This window comes from Bradyrhizobium sp. 604_D8_N2_3, from assembly GCF_051810765.1.
Classification (GTDB): domain Bacteria; phylum Pseudomonadota; class Alphaproteobacteria; order Rhizobiales; family Xanthobacteraceae; genus Bradyrhizobium; species Bradyrhizobium barranii.
In genome coordinates this window covers 8,627,017-8,644,036 of sequence record NZ_JBPWPM010000001.1, presented here as the reverse complement: position 1 = coordinate 8,644,036, position 17,020 = coordinate 8,627,017, and the positions used below count along the sequence as shown (strand labels likewise).

The window sequence follows — 17,020 nt, the reverse complement described above, 5'->3', positions numbered from 1 at the left end:
GGACACGACCTATCTGTCGTCGTCAGGCCTGACCTGCGATGACACCTTCGCGCTTCTTGATCACGCGATAATAGCTCCACCACAGATGCGCGGCTGCTCCGCGCAGGGGACGCCAGGGTTCGGCGAGTGGCGCCATCTGCTTTTCCGTCGGCCGCGCCTTGAGCCCCAGGCCAACTTTGATCCCCTCCTGCACGGCGATGTCGCCGGCCGGCCAGGCATCGCCGTGTCCAAGGCAGAACAGCAGATAGACATCGGCCGTCCACGGACCGATGCCGGGCAGCGCGATCAGCGTATGGTGCGCGGCCTCGGCGTCTTCCTCGGCGAGCACGTCGAGGTTCAGCCGCTGCGCATTGATCTCGCGCGCGAGATGTTTCAGCGTCTTGATCTTGGCGGCGGACAGGCCGAGCCGTCCCAGCCGGTCGGTGCGGGCGCGGCTCACGGCCTCATGGTCGAACGGATCGAACGCGGCCGACAGCCGCCCCCAGATCGCTGCGGCGCTCGCGGTCGAAAGCTGCTGCCCGCAAACGATGTGGGCGAGCCCCGTAAAACCCGGCTCACGCCGCCGCAAGGCGGGCATGCCGGCGATCTCGAGCACGGGCTTGAGGCGCGGGTCGCGCTTGATCAGCGCGTGGACGGCCTCTTCGAGATCGGACTGGGTTTCGAGGTGGATGGTCATTTGGGTCGGCAAACTCTCTCCGGCGTCAGGGCCGGGCTTGACCCGGCCATCCACGTCTCTCTAACCACACGACATGTCTAGCATGGGTGACAGTGTTCGTATCTGTCCACGACTTGACACGATCGCTGTATCGCACCGAAGAACGTGGATGGCCGGGACATAGGCGAGCGGAAGCGACGCCGTCCCTTCGGACGGCTATGCCCGGCCATGACGAGTTTCACCGCATGGCGCCACCCGTTTTCCGTTTTGCCCCCAGTCCGAATGGCCTCTTGCATCTCGGCCACGCCTATTCGGCGCTGCTCAATTTCGACCGCGCGCGCGAGACCGGCGGGCGGCTGTTGCTGCGGATCGAGGACATCGACGCGACGCGCTGCCGGCCGGAATATGAGACGGCGATCTACGACGACCTCGCCTGGCTCGGCATCGCCTGGGAAACGCCGGTGCGGCGGCAGTCGGAGCATCTCGCGGTTTATCGCGCCGCGCTCGAAAAACTCTCTGCACTTGGTCTCGTCTATCCCGCGTTCGAAAGCCGCGCGGAGATCGCCAGGCTCGTGACCGCGCGCGAGGCCGCCGGGCCATGGCCGCGCGATCCCGATGGCGCGCCGCTTTATCCGGGTGACGCCAGATCGCTGTCGGCCGGCGAGCGCGACCGGCTCATTGCATCTGGCGTGCCTTACGCGCTCCGGCTCGACATGGCGGCCGCCTGCCGACACGTTGCCGGTCTGACCTGGAACGAGCTTGGCGAGGGGCCCGATGGCGAGCGCGGCATCGTCGCGGCGCGACCGGAGGCCTGGGGCGACGTCATCCTGGCCCGCAAGGAGACGCCGACCAGCTACCATTTGTCCGTCGTCGTCGACGACGCGCTCCAGGGCATCAGCGAGGTCGTGCGGGGGCAGGACCTGTTTCACGCCACCTCGGTTCACCGCCTGCTCCAGGTCCTGCTCGATCTGCCGGAACCCGCCTATCGCCACCACGCGCTGATTCTGGACGAGGCGGGCCGGAAGTTGTCGAAATCGGGTCGCTCGACCGGCCTGCGCGAGCTGCGCGCTGCCGGCGCCACGCCCGCCGGCATCCGCCGGTTGGTGGGATTAGGTTAAGTTTCTCTGGGGGTTAGCGAAACGCCGCCGTGACTCCAGGGGTTCCGCCGTGCGATGCTTGCTTGAGAGCCTGGGGATCGAAGGGGACCCTTCGAAGGGATTCATGGCGGCGAAAACGCGCTCAGCGCGCACCACGCGAACGTCCAGGCGACCGCCTCGGAAGCGGTCCGGGGCGACCGGCCGGTTGCGCAAGCGCAGCGCCAAGGCCGTGGCGCCGGACGTGGTCCAGGCCGCGCTCGCCGCCTTCGCCCATGAGGTCCGTACCCCCCTGACCGGCATTCTCGCGATCAGCGACCTGCTCGCCACCTCCGATCTCGGCGAGCGGGAGCGGCGCTGGGCCGACACCATCAAGGCCGGTGCCGAGCATCTGGCGAGCCTTGCCACCCTGTTCGTCGATGCCGCCAGGACCGGCAAGGGGGCGGGCAAGGGTGGAAGTGCCTTGCGGCAGGACTTGTTCGATCTGCGCGCGCTCGCCCGCAGCGCCGGCGATTCGCTCGCCGGACGCGCCGCGGCCAAGGGCCTCCAGGCCCAGGTCGATATCTCCGAGAAGCTGCCGGGGCTGGTGGTCGGCGATTCCGTCCGCCTGCGCGCCGCGCTCGAGAACCTGATCGACAATGCCGTCAAATTTACCGAGCAGGGCGGTGTCGCGCTCGCGGTCGCGCCTTGGCGTCCCGCCAAAGGCAAGGCCAGAGACAAGGCGAAGGGCAAGGTCGGCGTCGCCTTCGCGGTGTCCGACAGCGGCATCGGCCTGACCATGGCCGAGATCAAGCGGCTGTTCCGCCCCTTCACCCAGGCCAATGTCACCATCGCCTCGCGCTTCGGCGGCGCCGGCTTGGGCCTTTCCTCGGTCAAGCAACTGGCGCGCGCGATGGGCGGCGACATCACGGTCGCACCGCGGCGCGGCGGCGGCGCCACCTTCACGTTGACGATGTCGCTCGACGCGACGGAATCGCGCAAGTCCCGCAAGTCGAAGGGCGAAGCCGAGGCGGATGCGATAGCCGCGCTGCGCGTGCTCAGTGTCGAGGACAATCCGTTCGGCCGCGTCGTGCTCAACACCATCCTGACCGAGCTCGGCCACCATGCCGAGTTCATCGGGCGCGGCGAGGACGCGGTGAACCGGCTCGCGCAGGGCGCGTTCGATGCGGTGCTGATGGACATGGTGCTGCCTGGCATCGACGGCGTCGAGGCCATCAGGCGGATCCGGACCATGCCGGCGCCGCTGGCTCAGATCCCCATCATCGGCGTGTCCGGCCGTGGCGAGGACGAGGCGGCCTCGCGCGAGGCCGGCGCCGACGCCTTCCTGGTCAAGCCTGTGTCTCCGCGCGCTTTAGCGACTGCGCTGCTTGAAGCGAAACGCCGTGAGGAAGCTGCGACTTGATGATCGCGGCGTTGAGTTCGCCGCCGTAGACGAATATCGCGGCGATGAAATACAGGAACACCAGCGCGATGATCACCGAGGCGAGCCCCGCATACATCGTCACGTAGTTGTTGGCGAAGCGCGCCAGATATTGGCCGAACACGATGCCCGAGATCAGCGACGCCACGATGGTGAAGACGATGCCGGGCAGGATCTGGAGGAAGGTGCGCCGTCCCGCCGGCAGCCAGGCATGCAGGATGATCAGCGCCACCACCAGCGCACCCACGGTGATGCCGTAGCGCAGCCAGGTGAGGATGCTCTCGTTCGACTCGACGACCAGCGGGATATGGCGCCGCGCCGCCTCGATGAAGAGCGGGCCAAGCACGATCAGGAACGCCATGGCGAGCGCGGTGAAGGCCGCGACCAGCGTGTAGCCGATCGATTCAAGGCGCAGCCAGTACCAGCGCCGCATCTCCACCACCGCATAGGCGCGGTTCAGCGCGACGCGCAGCGCCTCGACGCCGTTGGAGGCGAAATACACCGACAGCGCTGCGCCGATCGTCAGCACGCCGGTGCGGGTCGTGGTCAAAACGTCGTGGACTTCCCCCGAGATCGAATCGGCGACCTGCTTGGGCCAGACCTGAAGCATCAGGCTTGCGGCCTGATCGGCAAGTTCCTTGGAGCCGAAGAAGCCGGCGAGCGAGGTCAGCACGATCAGGAACGGGAACAGCGCCATCAGCGTCGACAGCGCGATATGGCTCGCGATCGCCCAGCCGTCGTCGGCGAGGAAGGTGTAGAAGGCGTCTTCCACGACGACGTAGATGGTGCGGATTGCCCTCACGCGCCCACCTACACGACAGGTGCCGCTCGCTCGCCCCGTGCGCGGGGAGAGGCGAAAAAGCCGGGCAATTGGCGCAGACCAGAAATCATCGCACTACCATCTGATATTATTGACCTAAAAGCCAGATCGCGAAGCGCCCCCGCCGTCATTCCGGGCTCGATGCTTCGCATCGCCCCGGAATGACGGCGGCGGCTGCCGCGGCACCATGGCGCATCCGCAAGCACGGTGTTATCTACCCCAAATGGCATCTCTCCTGAGTACTTTCATCCTGCCGGTAGCGGCCGGCGCCGTGGCGGTGGTGCTGCTGCTCGGTCTCGTCAACATGATGCGCGGCGGCTCGCCAAACACCTCGCAGAAGCTGATGCGCTGGCGCGTGCTGCTTCAGTTCGTGGCGATCGTGATTGCCATGCTCTCGGTCTGGGCGATGGGGCGTTAAAAATGGTCACGCTGAATCGCATCTATACGAAGACCGGTGACGACGGCACGACGGCGCTCGGAACGGGCGAGCGCCGTCCGAAATACGATCTGCGCATCGAAGCCTATGGCACCGTGGACGAGACCAATGCCGCGATCGGCGTTGTCAGGCTCCACACCCATGACATGTCCGAGTTCGACGCGATGCTCGGCCGCATCCAGAATGATCTGTTCGACCTCGGCGCGGACCTCGCGGTGCCCGAGCGTGAAGGCAAGGCCGAGCGGCTGCGGGTGGTGGCAAGCCAGGTCGAGCGGCTCGAACGCGACATCGACGCGCTCAACGACAAGCTGGCGCCGCTCACCTCCTTCGTGCTGCCGGGCGGCACGCCGGCCGCCGCCTACCTCCACGTTGCCCGTACGATTTGCCGCAGGGCGGAACGCGTGATGGTGGAACTGGCGGCCCGGCCCGGCGAGCCCGTGGGCGCTGCTGGCATCCAGTATATGAACCGCCTGTCGGACTTCCTGTTCGTTGCCAGCCGTGCCGCCAACGATAATGGTGCCGGCGACGTGCTCTGGGTTCCGGGCCAGAATCGCTGACCCATTGAGGTCGATATTTCTAAGGTCTAAAATTTGGCCCTGTCGCGCGTTGACCGGGCCGGATCAGGCCTTTAGGTTCCGCGCCAGTTGATAACCCCCCTCCCAAATTGAGTGAAAGAGGATCGATGAAGGTCTTGGTGCCGGTAAAGCGGGTGGTTGATTACAACGTCAAGGTCCGCGTCAAGGGCGATGGATCGGGCGTTGAACTCGCCAACGTGAAGATGTCGATGAACCCGTTCGACGAAATCGCGGTCGAGGAAGCGTTGCGCCTGAAGGAAGGCGGCAAGGCCACCGAGGTCGTCGTGGTTTCCATTGGACCGGCGCAGGCCTCGGAGACGATCCGCACCGGTCTCGCCATGGGCGCCGACCGCGGCATCCTGGTGAAGGTTGATGGCACCGTCGAGCCGCTCGCGGTCGCGAAGATTCTGAAGAAGATCGCCGACGAAGAGCAGCCCGGCCTGATCATTCTCGGCAAGCAGGCGATCGATGACGACAGCAACCAGACCGGTCAGATGCTGGCCGCGCTGCTCGGCTGGTCGCAGGCGACGTTTGCTTCGAAGCTCGAGGTCGAAGGTTCTGACTTCAAGGTCACCCGCGAAGTCGACGGCGGTCTGCAGACCGTCAAGCTGAAGGGACCGGCGATCGTCACCACGGATCTCCGTCTCAACGAGCCGCGCTATGCCTCGCTGCCCAACATCATGAAGGCCAAGAAGAAGCCGATCGCGGAGAAGACCGTCGCCGATTACGGCGTCGACGTCGCCGCGCGTCTCGAGGTTCTCAAGACGACGGAGCCGGCGGGCCGCAAGGCGGGCGTCAAGGTCAAGGACGTCGCCGAGCTGGTGTCGAAACTCAAGAACGAAGCCGGGGTGCTCTGATGACGACGCTTCTGATTGCCGAACACGACAATGCGTCGCTGAAGGACGCGACCAACAAGGCCCTGACCGCGGCTGCCGCACTCGGCGCGGATGTCGACGTGCTGGTGGCCGGCCAGAACGCCAAGGCTGCGGCGGATGCCGCCGCCAAGCTTGCCGGCGTGAAGAAGGTGCTGCTTGCCGAGGGCGAGACCTACGCCCACGATCTTGCCGAGCCGCTGGCCGCGCTGATCGTCTCGCTGGCTTCCGGCTATGACGCGATCGTCGCGCCCGCGACCTCGCGCTTCAAGAACGTGATGCCGCGTGTCGCAGCCCTGCTCGACGTCATGCAGGTCTCCGAGATCACCAAGGTGGTCGCCCCCGACACCTATGAGCGCCCGATCTATGCCGGCAACGCCATCCAGACGGTGAAGTCGAAGGACGCCAAGAAGGTCATCACGGTGCGCACCTCGACCTTTGCGGCGGCGGGTGAAGGCGGCAGCGCCGCCGTCGAGAACGTCGCTGCGGCGGCCGATCCGGGCCTGTCGTCCTTCGTCGGCGAGGAAGTCGCCAAGAGCGACCGCCCCGAGCTGACCTCGGCCAAGATCATCGTCTCCGGTGGCCGTGCCATGCAGAGCCGCGAGAACTTCGCCAAGTACATCGAGCCGCTCGCCGACAAGCTCGGTGCCGGCGTCGGTGCCTCGCGCGCGGCGGTGGATGCCGGCTATGCGCCGAACGACTGGCAGGTCGGCCAGACCGGCAAGGTGGTGGCCCCCGAGCTCTATGTCGCGGTGGGCATTTCCGGCGCGATCCAGCATCTGGCCGGCATGAAGGACTCCAAGGTGATCGTCGCGATCAACAAGGACGAGGACGCGCCGATCTTCCAGGTCGCCGATTACGGCCTGGTCGCCGACCTCTACCAGGCGGTTCCTGAGCTCACCGAAGCGCTCGCCAAGCTCGGCAAGTAAAAACGCGCTAAAAACACCGGCCGGAGTGGTACACTCCGGCCGGTTTTTCTTTTTCAAGGCGTTTTCTTTGGCGTGGGGCACGCCGGGGAAGCGATCCAATCTAGGTTTCGAGCCAGGATTCTGATCTAATCGAGTTTCTGATTAAATCGGACCTCCCGGCTCGGGGGATGAGGCAGGCGCGATCTGCGCGCCGTTCCGGTGGATGACATTATGGCGGCAGTGATCAAGAAGGTCGGCGTGATCGGCGCGGGTCAGATGGGCAATGGCATCGCGCATGTCGCGGCGCTGGCCGGTTTCGACGTGGTGCTCAACGACGTCTCGGCCGACCGGCTCAAGTCGGGCATGGCCACCATCAATGGCAATCTGGCGCGCCAGGTCTCCAAGAAGGCCGTCAGCGAGGACGACAAGACCAAGGCGATGGCGCGCATCAAGCTCGCCGAGAAGCTCGACGACCTCGCCGATTGCGACCTCGTGATCGAGACCGCGGTCGAGAAGGAAGAGGTCAAGCGCAAGATCTTCCACGAGCTCTGCGCGGTGCTGAAGCCGGAGGCGATCGTCGCCTCCGATACCTCCTCGATCTCGATCACGCGGCTAGCCGCCGCCACCGACCGGCCCGAGCGCTTCATCGGCATTCACTTCATGAATCCGGTGCCGCTGATGGAGCTGGTCGAGCTGATCCGCGGCATCGCCACCGACGACCAGACCTTCGAGGCGTCCAAGGAATTCGTCTCCAAGCTCGGCAAGCAGGTCGCGGTCTCCGAGGATTTCCCGGCCTTCATCGTCAATCGTATCCTGCTGCCGATGATCAACGAGGCGATCTACACGCTGTATGAAGGCGTCGGCAATGTCGAGGCCATCGACGCGGCGATGAAGCTTGGCGCGCATCATCCGATGGGCCCGCTCGAGCTCGCCGATTTCATCGGCCTCGATACCTGCCTGTCGATCATGCAGGTGCTGCATGAGGGCCTCGCCGACTCCAAATATCGCCCGTGCCCGCTGCTGGTGAAATACGTCGAGGCCGGCTGGCTCGGTCGCAAGACCCAGCGCGGCTTCTACGACTACCGCGGCGCCAAGCCGGTTCCGACGCGCTGATCCAATTTCCGGTGCCGTAGGGTGGGCAAAGGCGCAAAGCGCCGTGCCCACCATCTCTCCAATGATGCGGTGGAAATTGGTGGGCACGCTTCCGCCTTCGCTCTTCGAGCTACGGCGGACAAGCCGCTTTGCCCACCCTACGGCGCTCTCGCCCTCCGGCCGCGCATCCGCACCGTGACAATTCATGTCGCATTAACCCATCGCCCCTAGGCTGCGCCCGGTAAGAGGGTTTGCGTAATGGACATGATGGCGATGGTCAGCACCATGCTGGCCGCTCAGCAAGGCGCGCTGCAGTCGAATATCACGGCGACGCTGATGAAGCAGAATGCGGACGCGGAAAAATCCACCGTCCTGACGCTGCTCGGCGCTGGTCAGCCCTCGCTCGCCAATGTCGGCGCCGGCGTCGGCGGCAACCTCAACGTCACCGCTTAAGACACACCGCCTAGAGCGACGCGGCGGCCTTGCCCGTCGCAGCCCGGATCAGCTTGAGCGCGTCCTCGCTCGCCCATTCCGCCGGCCCCGCGATCGTCGCGATCTCGCAGCCCTGCGGGTCGACCAGCACCGAGGTCGGCATGCCCAGGGCCCGGCCTATGGCTTTAAGATCCTGGAAAACCTTGGCTTTCTGATCGCTAAAATAGCCGAGCCGGGTCAGATTGGCCTCTTTCAGGAACGTCTTGGGCTTCTCGGCGTCGCGGGTGTCGATGTTGATCGCCACCACCTCGAAATTCGGGCCCGAAAGCTTGCCCTGGAGCTCGTCCAGCGCCGGCATTTCCTTGCGGCAGGGCACGCACCAGGTGGCCCAGAGGTTGACCAGCAGCGTCTTGCCGCGGAAATCGGACAGCTTCTTCGGCTTGCCGTCAGCGTCCTCGAAGACCAGGTCGGGCAGTTTTAGCGGCGCGCTCGCCACGGTCAGGGCGGCCAATTCTCCATGGGCGAGGGGAGCGATTTTTTGCGCCGTTGCCACCGCGGCCCGGCAGGCCGGATCGCCTGAGGGCGCCCGGTTCAGGCCCAGCCCGTACAGCGCGGCGAAGCCGGCCAGCCCCCCGATCGCCACAGTGGCGATGACGAGGGGGATCCGGCGCGTGGCGGAGGGCGTCTTGTCGAGCATATCGTTTGTCATCCGGTCGCAGATATGGCTATCAGGGGCCTCTTAATACGGCTGGCTCCGGCCAGCAAACGTGCGGCAGCAGCGGCAAGCAAGGCGTGAGCAGGGGATCATGAGCAACAAGATGTGGGGCGGCCGGTTCTCGGAGCGCCCCGATGAGATCATGGAAGAGATCAACGTCTCCATCGACGTCGATCGTCACCTCTTTGCCCAGGACATTGCCGCATCCAAGGCGCACGCCGCGATGCTTGCCGCGCAGGGCATCATCACGGGCTCTGATGCGAAAAATATCGGCAAGGGTCTAGACACGATTTTGTCAGAGATCGGCAAGGGCGGCTTCACGTTCAAGCGCGCGCTCGAAGATATCCATATGAACGTCGAGAGCCGCCTGTCCGAGCTGATCGGCCCCGCCGCCGGCCGGCTGCACACCGCGCGTTCGCGCAACGACCAGGTTGCGACCGATTTCCGTCTCTATGTCCGCGACGTTCTCGACGAGACCGATGCCGCGCTCGCCGCATTCCAGGCCGCGCTCGTCAATCGCGCGCTCGAACATGCCGCGACCGTCATGCCCGGCTTCACGCATCTGCAGACCGCGCAGCCCGTGACCTTCGGCCATCATCTGCTTGCCTATGTCGAGATGGCCGCGCGCGACCGCGGTCGTTTCCAGGACGCCCGCAAGCGGCTCAATGAATCGCCGCTCGGCGCCGCCGCGCTCGCCGGCACCTCGTTCCCGATCGATCGCCACGCCACCGCGAAGGCGCTCGGTTTCGACCGCCCGATGGCGAATTCCCTCGATGCGGTCTCCGATCGCGACTTCGTGCTGGAGACGCTGTCGGCGGCCTCGATCTGCGCCGTGCACATGTCGCGCTTTGCCGAGGAGATCGTGATCTGGACCTCGCCGCTGGTCGGTCTCATCCGCCTCAGCGACAAGTTCACCACGGGATCCTCGATCATGCCGCAGAAGCGCAACCCGGATGCCGCCGAGCTCGTGCGCGCCAAGACCGGCCGCGTCATCGGCGCGCTCAACGGCCTCCTGATCGTGATGAAGGGCCTGCCGCTCGCCTATCAAAAGGACATGCAGGAGGACAAGCAGGGCGCGATGGAGGGCTTTGCTGCCCTGTCGCTCGCGATCCGCGCCATGACCGGCATGGTCCGCGATCTCGTGCCCGACGAAGCGAAGATGAGGGCGGCGGCGGGCGAGGGCTATGCCACCGCGACCGACCTTGCCGACTGGCTGGTGCGGACGCTGAAGATGCCGTTCCGCGACGCCCACCACGTCACCGGCCGTATCGTGGCGAAGGCCGCCGAGGGCGGCGTGGCGCTACACGAGCTGCCACTGAAGGAGATGCAGGCGATCGAGCCAAAAATCACCAAGGACGTGCTCGGCGTGCTCTCGGTCGAATCGTCGGTGAAGAGCCGGACCAGCTACGGCGGCACCGCGCCGAAGAACGTGGCGTCGCAGGCCAAGGCCTGGGCGAAGCGGCTGGAAAAAGAGCGAAAATTGGGCTGAGGGCAAAATTTCGCTTATGTTTCATGGTCATCCGGCTCTCGCCAGAGCGTGCCAATCTCTGTATGGTGCGGCCCGCGTAGTGGGGATTTCGTCGTGACGTCAAAGTTTCGCCCGGCCGGCTCGGGGTGGGCCATCATTGTCTTGAGCCTGACGGCGCTCGCGCTTGCCGGCTGCGGCCGCAAGGGCCCGCTGGATCTGCCGCCGACCGCCTCCAGTGCATCCACGGCCAATGTCGCAGCTCCAACCGACACCGAGACCGAAGCCCAGAGGACGCCGAGCGTGTTCAATCCCGGCTACGGTGCGGACGCAGCGCCTGCCGCCGCCAAGGGCAAGAAGAAATCGTTTATCCTCGACCCGCTCCTGGACGAACCTCCCGGCAAAAAATGAGCCGGGATAGCTGAGCCGACGCCATGAACCATTTTGACTATCGCAACGGCGTGCTGCACGCCGAGGCCGTGAACCTGTCCGAGCTGGCCGCAACCGTCGGTACGCCGTTCTATTGCTATTCGACCGCGACGCTCGAGCGGCACTACCGCGTCTTCGCCGACGCCTTCGCCGGCGAGAAGGTGCTGGTCTGCTACGCCATGAAGGCGAATTCCAACCAGTCGGTGCTGCGCACGCTGGCCAAGCTCGGGGCCGGCGCCGACGTGGTCTCCGGCGGCGAATTGAAGCGCGCGCTGGCCGCCGGCATCCCCGCCAGCAAGATCCTGTTCTCCGGCGTCGGCAAGACCGAAACCGAATTACGTGCCGCGCTGGCCACCGACATCCTCTGCCTCAACGTCGAATCCGAGCCCGAGCTCGAGCTGTTGTCGCGGCTTGCGACCGAGATGGGCAAGACCGCGCGCATCTCTGTGCGCGTCAATCCCGACGTCGATGCCGGCACGCATGCCAAGATCTCGACCGGCAAGTCCGAGAACAAGTTCGGTATTCCGATCGCCTATGCCCGCGAGGTCTATGCGCGCGCTGCAAAACTTCCGGGCATCGAGGTCACAGGCACCGACGTGCATATCGGCAGCCAGATCACCGATCTCTCCAAGATGGAGACCGCGTTCCGTATCCTCTCCGAATTCGTGCAGACGCTGCGCAGCGACGGCCACAACATCTCGCATGTCGATTTCGGCGGCGGCCTCGGCATTCCCTATTACATGGACCGCGAGGCGCCGCCGGCGCCCGACGCCTATGCCGCCATGGTCAAGCGCGTCAGCCACAATCTCGGCTGCACGCTGATGTTCGAGCCGGGCCGCATGATCGTCGGCAATGCCGGCATCCTGGTCGCCAGGGTGATCTATGTGAAGCACGGCGACGGCAAGAATTTCGTCATCATCGACGCCGCCATGAACGATTTGATCCGCCCGACGCTGTACGAGGCGCATCACGACATTCTGCCGGTGACGCAGCCGGCCGCGGGCGCCGCCACGATCATGGCCGACGTCGTCGGCCCGGTCTGCGAGACCGGCGACTATCTCGCACTGGATCGCACGCTGCCGACGCCGAAGCCTGGCGATCTCATCGCCATCATGACCGCGGGCGCCTATGGCGCGGTGCAGGCCGGCACCTACAACACGCGGGCGCTGGTGCCGGAAGTGCTGGTGAAGGGCGATCAATACGCCGTGGTGCGCCCGCGTATCGAGGTCGAGCAGCTGATCGCGATGGACACGCCGGCGCCGTGGTTGTGAGGGATTGAGGGGCGGTAAGGCCGCGCCTCATCCTCGCTGTCGTCCCCGCCTAGTGCGCAATTGCGCACGGGGGGCGGGGACCCATAACCACAAGAAGTGGTTGTTTGGCTAAGCTGTAACTCCGAGTCCCCGTTACCATATCAGCCTGTGGTTATGGGTCCCGGGCTCGCGCTTCGCGCGCCCCGGGACGACGAGCTGAGTGTGTGGCGCTACTTCCCGGCCAATCCACCTTTCGCGCCGCCAACCACAACCCCCGCCTTCTTCTCGATCGGCTTGATCGCCGCGGTGAAATCGGACTCGGCGCCTTCCGCGCTGATTACGGTCTCCCATAGCCGTCCGACCGCGTCCGCGACCTCCATCGACAGGCCGAGCGACTTCATCTCCTCCAGCGCCAGCCGCACGTCCTTCACCATCAATCCGGTGGCGAAGCCGAAGTCGAACGTTCGCGGCAAAACCGAGCGCGGAAACTTGTCGCGGCTCGCGGTGTTCATGCCGGAGCCGGCATTGATGACGTCGATCATCACGGCGGGATCGAGCCCCGCCTTGACGCCCATCACCACCGCTTCCGAGGTCGCCACGATCGCGGTCGCCGACAGGAAATTGTTGGCGAGCTTCATGGTCTGCGCCGCGCCCGGCTTCTCGCCGATGAAGAACACTTTTCCGATCACGTCGAGCGCGGGCTTGAGCAGCTCGAACTCGGCTTTGGGCCCTGAGACCATCACCGCCAGGGTGCCCTTCTCGGCGCCGCCGACGCCGCCGGAGACGGGGCAGTCGATCTGCACGATGTCGCGTTTTGCCAGCAGGCCGTGGATCTTCGCCGCCATCGTCGAGCCGACGGTGGAGAGATCGATGAAGCGTCTGGCGCGGCTCCCTTCGATCACGCCGTTTGCTCCCGTGGCGACCTCGAGCGACGCCTGCAGCGAGGGCAGGCTCGCCATGACCGTCTCGACCTGGTCGGCAACGTCCTTCGGCGAGGTTGCAGCGGTGGCACCGCGCGCCACGAGCTTGTCGACGACCTCCTTGCGCGTGTCGAACACGACGAGCTTGTGCCCCGCCTCGATCAGCCGCCGCGCCATCGGGAAACCCATGTTTCCGAGGCCGATGAATCCGATGTGCATGGTGTTTCCTTCTTTCTTCTTCGTTGTTCGTTGGATGTGAAACGGCGATCATTCTCCGCTCGTCGTCCCGGGCTCGCGCTCGGCACCCCCCGGGACGACGGCGGAGAGAGGTCGGCCTCACGCCTTGCCGTCGATCTCCGCGAACACCTCGCGCGCGATGCGAAAGCTGTCGACTGCGGCCGGCATGCCGCCATAGATCGCGACCTGCATCAGGATCTCGCGGATCTCGTCGCGGGAGACGCCGTTGGTCAGCGCGCCCTTGAGATGCGCGCGAAACTCGTGCTGGCGGTTGAGGATCGCGATCATGGCGATGTTGAGCATGCTGCGGGTCTTGCGCGGCAGCTCCTCGCGGCCCCACACGGTGCCCCAGCAATATTCGTTGAGCATCTCCTGGAACGGACGGTTGAAATCGTCGACGTTCTTCAGGGCATTGTTGACATAGGCCTCGCCCAGCACCGCTTTGCGGACTTCCAGGCCCTTGTCGTGCATCTTCTTGTCCATGGCGTTCCCTCTATTTCCCTTGCGTTTCCCTTGGGAATGGCGCGTGGAAATTACGGGGTTGCGCCCGGCCAGTCACGTCCTCGTGTTATGCGGGAAAAGGGGTCTCTCCCGTACCGGAACGGATGCCTCAGTGCTGCCGTTGTGATACGCTTCTCTACCGGGCAACCTGGAGAATTGATTGAACGGCGTCACCCCCGACCCGTCAGACCCGATCCGCGATGGCGACGCTCTGTCGCGGCTGAAGCTGACGCAGGCCCTCGATCGGGCTATTTATGCCATCGCGTGGGAACGTGCCTGGCCACATCTGGCGCGGGTGTTGACTGTCGTTGGCCTGTTCCTTGTGGTGTCGTGGGCCGGCCTCTGGCTGGCGCTGCCGTCCGTCATCCGTGCCATCGGTCTCGTGGTTCTTGCCGGCGCCGCAATCGCCGCTCTGGTCCCGCTGCTTCGTTTCCGCTGGCCGGGCCGCGACGAGGCTCTGAGCCGGCTCGACCGTGGCTCCGGTATCCGTCACCGCCCGGCGACGACGCTGACGGACACGCTGAGCTCGAAAGACCCGGTTGCGCTGGCGCTGTGGCAGGCGCAGCGCGAGCGCACGCTGGCTTCGCTCAAGCGCATCCGTGCCGGCTTGCCGCATCCGCGCCTCGCCCTGCACGATCCCTGGGCGCTACGCGCGCTGGTCATGGTGATGCTGGTCGCGACCTTCTTCGCCGCCGGCGACGAACGCGCGATGCGGTTGGGTGCCGCGTTCGACTGGAACGGCGTGCTGGCGCCGACCAACGTCCGCGTCGATGCCTGGATCACCCCGCCGCTCTACACCGGCAAGCCGCCGGTCATCCTGTCGGCCGCCAACAAGGAGGCCGCAGCGCTGCCTGCCAGCGGCCCACTCGCAGTTCCGGCCGGCTCGACCCTGATCGTGCGCTCCTCCGGTAGCAGCCTCGATGTCGTCACCTCCGGCGGCCTCAAGGAGGTTGCGCCCAGCGAGGCCGCGCCGAAGGGTACCAACGAGAAGCATTTTACCATCACCGGCGACGGCACCGCGCATGTCCGCGCGCCCTCCGGCCAGCCGCAATGGGCCTTCGCGGCGACGCCCGACCGCCCGCCGACGATCGCGCTCGCCAAGGATCCCGAGCGTCAGGCCTACGGCGCGTTGCAGCTCTCCTACAAGATCGAGGACGATTACGGCGTCACGGGCGCCGCCGCGCAATTCGTTCCGCGCGCAACCGAAGACAAGGACGGAACCAAGGACGCGGACGGCAAGGCCGCGCGGCCGCTGTTCCAGCCGCCGCAATTCGCGCTGACCCTGCCCAATGCGCGGACCCGCAACGGCGTCGGCCAGACCGTGAAGGACCTCAGCGAGGATCCTTATTCCGGTGCGGACGTGACGCTGACGCTCACCGCCAAGGACGAGGCCGGCAACGAGGCGAAGAGCGAGCCCTTCAACATGCGCTTGCCGGGCCGGCTGTTCACCAAGCCGCTCGCCCGCGCGCTGATCGAGCAGCGCCGCATCCTCGCGCTCGACGCCAACAAGAATTCCGACGTCTACGCCGCGCTCGACGCGCTGATGATCGCGCCCGAGATGTTCACGCCGGAAGCCGGGCAGTATCTCGGTCTGCACAGCGTCGCACGCCAGCTCGAGGCGGCGCGCACCGACGATTCCCTGCGTGAGGTCGTGGCGAGCCTGTGGGCGCTTGCGGTGACGATCGAGGACGGCAACATCAGCGACGTCGCCAAGGCGTTGCGCGCGGCGCAGGACGCACTCAAGCAGGCGCTTCAGCGCGGCGCCAGCGACGAAGAGCTCAAGAAGCTCATGGACAATCTGCGGACCGCGCTCGACAATTACATGCGCCAGTACGCGCAGCAGATGCGCAGCAATCCGCTGGCGCGGCCGGCCATCGGCCTCGACGACCAGATGAAGCGCATCGAGCGGCTGATCCAGCGCGGCAATCGCGAAGCGGCGGCGCGCGAGCTGGACCGCCTGGCCCGCGCGCTGGAAAATCCTCCGGGGCCGCCCAGCGCCGAGCAGAAAGAGATGGACGAGATTGCGCGCGAGCTGAACGACCTGCTCCGGGAGCAGAACGCGCTTCGCGACGAAACCGACCGGCAGAGCAAGGACTCCAAGCGCGGCCAACGTACCAAGCCTCTGCCGCCCAAGGTTGCGGAGATCCTGCGCAAATCGAGAGAGCTGCGGCAGAAGACGCGCGGCGCGACCAGCGATCAGCTGGAGGACCTGGCAAGGCAGCAGGACGCCTTGCGCGAAGAGCTCAGGACCTGGCGTGAATCCCAGGGAGCGAGATAGCTCATGAAACACACCTCAATCTGGCAGAACGGCAAGGTCGCGCGCGGAAGGCTCGCCACGGCTTGTCTCGTGCTTATGCTGTCCTGTTCCACGGCTTCGATTGGCCTCGCCCAGTCGTCGCGCGCCGACCAAAAGAGTCTGGATGCACTGCTCGACAGCGCCGAGCGGTCGATGAAGCAATCCGCCGACAACCTGAAGGACAAGAACTCGGACGAGAGCATTGGCCAGCAGTCCCGGGCGATCCGGGACATGGAGAAGTATCTCTATCCCGATCCGAACGATCCCTCGGCGTCGCGCGAAGGGTCGCAGGATACGCAGGGCCGGCAGGAGCAATTGAAGAAGCGGCTGGAGGCCCTCAAGAAGAAGCTCGCCGAGATGGGCTTGCAGCAGGATGGCCAGAAAGGCCAGCGCGGGCAGAAACAGCCGGGGCAGCAGGGCCAACAAGGTCAGCAGGGCCAAGGTCAGGGTCAGGACGGCGACCAGGATGGCGATGACGGCTTCGACGCCGCCGAGAACGCCATGGGAGATGCCGGCAATCAGATCGGCGAGGGCGATGCCGACGGTGCGACGGCATCGCAGGGCAAGGCCATCGACGCCCTGCGCAAGGGCATGCAGGATCTCGCCGACGCGCTCGGCGGGCAGCAGAACGGCGAAGGCCAGGATCCGGGCGACGGTGACGGCCCCGGTCAGGCTGTCGGCCGCCAGCAGAGCGGCGGCGAACGGACCGACCCGCTGGGCCGGCCACTGCGCGGCAAGGAATACAGCGACGACTACACGGTCAAGATTCCCGGCGAGATCGATGCCCAGCGCGCGCGCCGCATCCTCGAAGAGCTCCGCCGCCGCCTGAGCGATCCCGCGCGTCCGCAGATCGAGCTCGATTACCTCGAGCGTCTGCTGAAGGATTTTTGACGTCACACTCGG

At 65.7% G+C, this 17,020-nt stretch carries 18 protein-coding genes; 13 read left to right on the top strand and 5 right to left on the bottom strand.

Annotated elements, in window-relative coordinates; all coding sequences use genetic code 11:
- Positions 1-22: 22 nt before the first annotated feature.
- Positions 23-676 carry a DNA-3-methyladenine glycosylase family protein gene (locus AB7245_RS41555; protein ID WP_085401930.1) on the bottom strand — a complete coding sequence of 218 codons (654 nt, stop codon included), beginning with the start codon at positions 674-676 and terminating at the stop codon, positions 23-25.
- A gap of 224 nt (positions 677-900) precedes the next feature.
- On the opposite strand from AB7245_RS41555, the gene gluQRS reads away from it, so the two are divergent.
- Positions 901-1,773 carry a tRNA glutamyl-Q(34) synthetase GluQRS gene (gluQRS, locus tag AB7245_RS41550; protein WP_085401959.1) on the top strand — a complete coding sequence of 291 codons (873 nt, stop codon included), beginning with the start codon at positions 901-903 and terminating at the stop codon, positions 1,771-1,773.
- 103 nt (positions 1,774-1,876) lie between these two features.
- Complete coding sequence (locus AB7245_RS41545) at positions 1,877-3,151, top strand: ATP-binding protein (RefSeq protein WP_085401931.1); 1,275 nt, start codon at positions 1,877-1,879, stop codon at positions 3,149-3,151.
- On the opposite strand, the gene AB7245_RS41540 is transcribed toward AB7245_RS41545, so the two are convergent.
- Positions 3,078-3,971, bottom strand: coding sequence for a YihY/virulence factor BrkB family protein (locus AB7245_RS41540; protein WP_085401932.1), 894 nt, complete (start codon positions 3,969-3,971; stop codon positions 3,078-3,080). The genes AB7245_RS41545 and AB7245_RS41540 overlap by 74 nt on opposite strands.
- Before the next feature lie 241 nt (positions 3,972-4,212).
- Here AB7245_RS41540 and AB7245_RS41535 point away from each other — a divergent pair, with 241 nt between their 5' ends.
- The 6 genes from AB7245_RS41535 (at position 4,213) to AB7245_RS41510 (ending at position 8,325) form a co-directional block, all read left to right on the top strand.
- On the top strand, positions 4,213-4,407 hold the full coding sequence (locus AB7245_RS41535; RefSeq protein WP_085401933.1) for a twin transmembrane helix small protein: 195 nt from the start codon (positions 4,213-4,215) through the stop codon (positions 4,405-4,407).
- A 2-nt stretch (positions 4,408-4,409) separates the two neighbouring features.
- Entirely contained in the window at positions 4,410-4,982 is a 573-nt protein-coding gene (locus AB7245_RS41530) for a cob(I)yrinic acid a,c-diamide adenosyltransferase (RefSeq protein WP_085401934.1), read from the top strand.
- Between the two features lie 125 nt (positions 4,983-5,107).
- Positions 5,108-5,857 carry an electron transfer flavoprotein subunit beta/FixA family protein gene (locus AB7245_RS41525; protein ID WP_071909337.1) on the top strand — a complete coding sequence of 250 codons (750 nt, stop codon included), beginning with the start codon at positions 5,108-5,110 and terminating at the stop codon, positions 5,855-5,857.
- On the top strand, positions 5,857-6,801 hold the full coding sequence (locus AB7245_RS41520; protein ID WP_063985793.1) for an electron transfer flavoprotein subunit alpha/FixB family protein: 945 nt from the start codon (positions 5,857-5,859) through the stop codon (positions 6,799-6,801). Before AB7245_RS41525 ends, AB7245_RS41520 begins: the two co-directional genes overlap by 1 nt.
- Positions 6,802-7,011: 210 nt before the next feature.
- Positions 7,012-7,893, top strand: a complete 882-nt coding sequence (locus AB7245_RS41515; RefSeq protein WP_063985792.1) for a 3-hydroxybutyryl-CoA dehydrogenase — start codon at positions 7,012-7,014, stop codon at positions 7,891-7,893.
- A 237-nt stretch (positions 7,894-8,130) separates the two neighbouring features.
- Positions 8,131-8,325, top strand: a complete 195-nt coding sequence (locus AB7245_RS41510; protein ID WP_014491648.1) for a hypothetical protein — start codon at positions 8,131-8,133, stop codon at positions 8,323-8,325.
- 10 nt (positions 8,326-8,335) lie between these two features.
- Here the strand turns inward: AB7245_RS41510 and tlpA are convergent, their stop codons facing one another.
- Positions 8,336-9,001, bottom strand: a complete 666-nt coding sequence (gene tlpA, locus AB7245_RS41505; RefSeq protein WP_063985791.1) for a thiol:disulfide interchange protein TlpA — start codon at positions 8,999-9,001, stop codon at positions 8,336-8,338.
- A 109-nt stretch (positions 9,002-9,110) separates the two neighbouring features.
- Here tlpA and argH point away from each other — a divergent pair, with 109 nt between their 5' ends.
- The 3 genes from argH to lysA all read left to right on the top strand — a co-directional run bounded on the left by argH (position 9,111) and on the right by lysA (position 12,184).
- Complete coding sequence (gene argH / locus AB7245_RS41500; RefSeq protein ID WP_135216224.1) at positions 9,111-10,508, top strand: argininosuccinate lyase; 1,398 nt, start codon at positions 9,111-9,113, stop codon at positions 10,506-10,508.
- 93 nt (positions 10,509-10,601) lie between these two features.
- On the top strand, positions 10,602-10,895 hold the full coding sequence (gene lptM, locus AB7245_RS41495; RefSeq protein ID WP_063985789.1) for an LPS translocon maturation chaperone LptM: 294 nt from the start codon (positions 10,602-10,604) through the stop codon (positions 10,893-10,895).
- Between the two features lie 23 nt (positions 10,896-10,918).
- The gene (gene lysA / locus AB7245_RS41490; RefSeq protein ID WP_085401935.1) at positions 10,919-12,184 is read left to right on the top strand and encodes a diaminopimelate decarboxylase; all 1,266 of its coding nucleotides are present in this window, start codon (positions 10,919-10,921) and stop codon (positions 12,182-12,184) included.
- A 209-nt stretch (positions 12,185-12,393) separates the two neighbouring features.
- Here lysA and AB7245_RS41485 read toward each other — a convergent pair whose 3' ends face one another.
- Positions 12,394-13,302, bottom strand: coding sequence for an NAD(P)-dependent oxidoreductase (locus tag AB7245_RS41485; RefSeq protein ID WP_085401936.1), 909 nt, complete (start codon positions 13,300-13,302; stop codon positions 12,394-12,396).
- A 117-nt stretch (positions 13,303-13,419) separates the two neighbouring features.
- On the bottom strand, positions 13,420-13,803 hold the full coding sequence (locus tag AB7245_RS41480; RefSeq protein ID WP_014491654.1) for a carboxymuconolactone decarboxylase family protein: 384 nt from the start codon (positions 13,801-13,803) through the stop codon (positions 13,420-13,422).
- 178 nt (positions 13,804-13,981) lie between these two features.
- Between AB7245_RS41480 and AB7245_RS41475 the strand changes: the two genes are divergently transcribed.
- Positions 13,982-16,099 (top strand): TIGR02302 family protein, encoded by a 2,118-nt coding sequence (locus AB7245_RS41475; RefSeq protein WP_439035606.1) that lies wholly within the window; start codon positions 13,982-13,984, stop codon positions 16,097-16,099.
- A 3-nt stretch (positions 16,100-16,102) separates the two neighbouring features.
- A complete protein-coding gene (locus AB7245_RS41470; protein ID WP_071909343.1) occupies positions 16,103-17,008 on the top strand; it encodes a DUF4175 family protein in 906 nt (301 codons plus the stop codon).
- Positions 17,009-17,020: the final 12 nt, after the last annotated feature.

Bases quoted from the DNA above. Each gene is read 5' to 3' on its own strand.
- AB7245_RS41530 (WP_085401934.1), top strand. From the start codon at position 4,410: ATGGTCACGCTGAATCGCATCTATACGAAGACCGGTGACGACGGCACG.
- AB7245_RS41485 (WP_085401936.1), bottom strand. From the start codon at position 13,302: ATGCACATCGGATTCATCGGCCTCGGAAACATGGGTTTCCCGATGGCG.
- argH (WP_135216224.1), top strand. From the start codon at position 9,111: ATGAGCAACAAGATGTGGGGCGGCCGGTTCTCGGAGCGCCCCGATGAG.
- AB7245_RS41535 (WP_085401933.1), top strand. From the start codon at position 4,213: ATGGCATCTCTCCTGAGTACTTTCATCCTGCCGGTAGCGGCCGGCGCC.
- AB7245_RS41555 (WP_085401930.1), bottom strand. From the start codon at position 676: ATGACCATCCACCTCGAAACCCAGTCCGATCTCGAAGAGGCCGTCCAC.
- AB7245_RS41525 (WP_071909337.1), top strand. From the start codon at position 5,108: ATGAAGGTCTTGGTGCCGGTAAAGCGGGTGGTTGATTACAACGTCAAG.
- AB7245_RS41520 (WP_063985793.1), top strand. From the start codon at position 5,857: ATGACGACGCTTCTGATTGCCGAACACGACAATGCGTCGCTGAAGGAC.
- AB7245_RS41480 (WP_014491654.1), bottom strand. From the start codon at position 13,803: ATGGACAAGAAGATGCACGACAAGGGCCTGGAAGTCCGCAAAGCGGTG.
- AB7245_RS41470 (WP_071909343.1), top strand. From the start codon at position 16,103: ATGAAACACACCTCAATCTGGCAGAACGGCAAGGTCGCGCGCGGAAGG.
- tlpA (WP_063985791.1), bottom strand. From the start codon at position 9,001: ATGCTCGACAAGACGCCCTCCGCCACGCGCCGGATCCCCCTCGTCATC.
- lysA (WP_085401935.1), top strand. From the start codon at position 10,919: ATGAACCATTTTGACTATCGCAACGGCGTGCTGCACGCCGAGGCCGTG.
- AB7245_RS41515 (WP_063985792.1), top strand. From the start codon at position 7,012: ATGGCGGCAGTGATCAAGAAGGTCGGCGTGATCGGCGCGGGTCAGATG.
- gluQRS (WP_085401959.1), top strand. From the start codon at position 901: ATGGCGCCACCCGTTTTCCGTTTTGCCCCCAGTCCGAATGGCCTCTTG.
- AB7245_RS41510 (WP_014491648.1), top strand. From the start codon at position 8,131: ATGGACATGATGGCGATGGTCAGCACCATGCTGGCCGCTCAGCAAGGC.
- AB7245_RS41545 (WP_085401931.1), top strand. From the start codon at position 1,877: ATGGCGGCGAAAACGCGCTCAGCGCGCACCACGCGAACGTCCAGGCGA.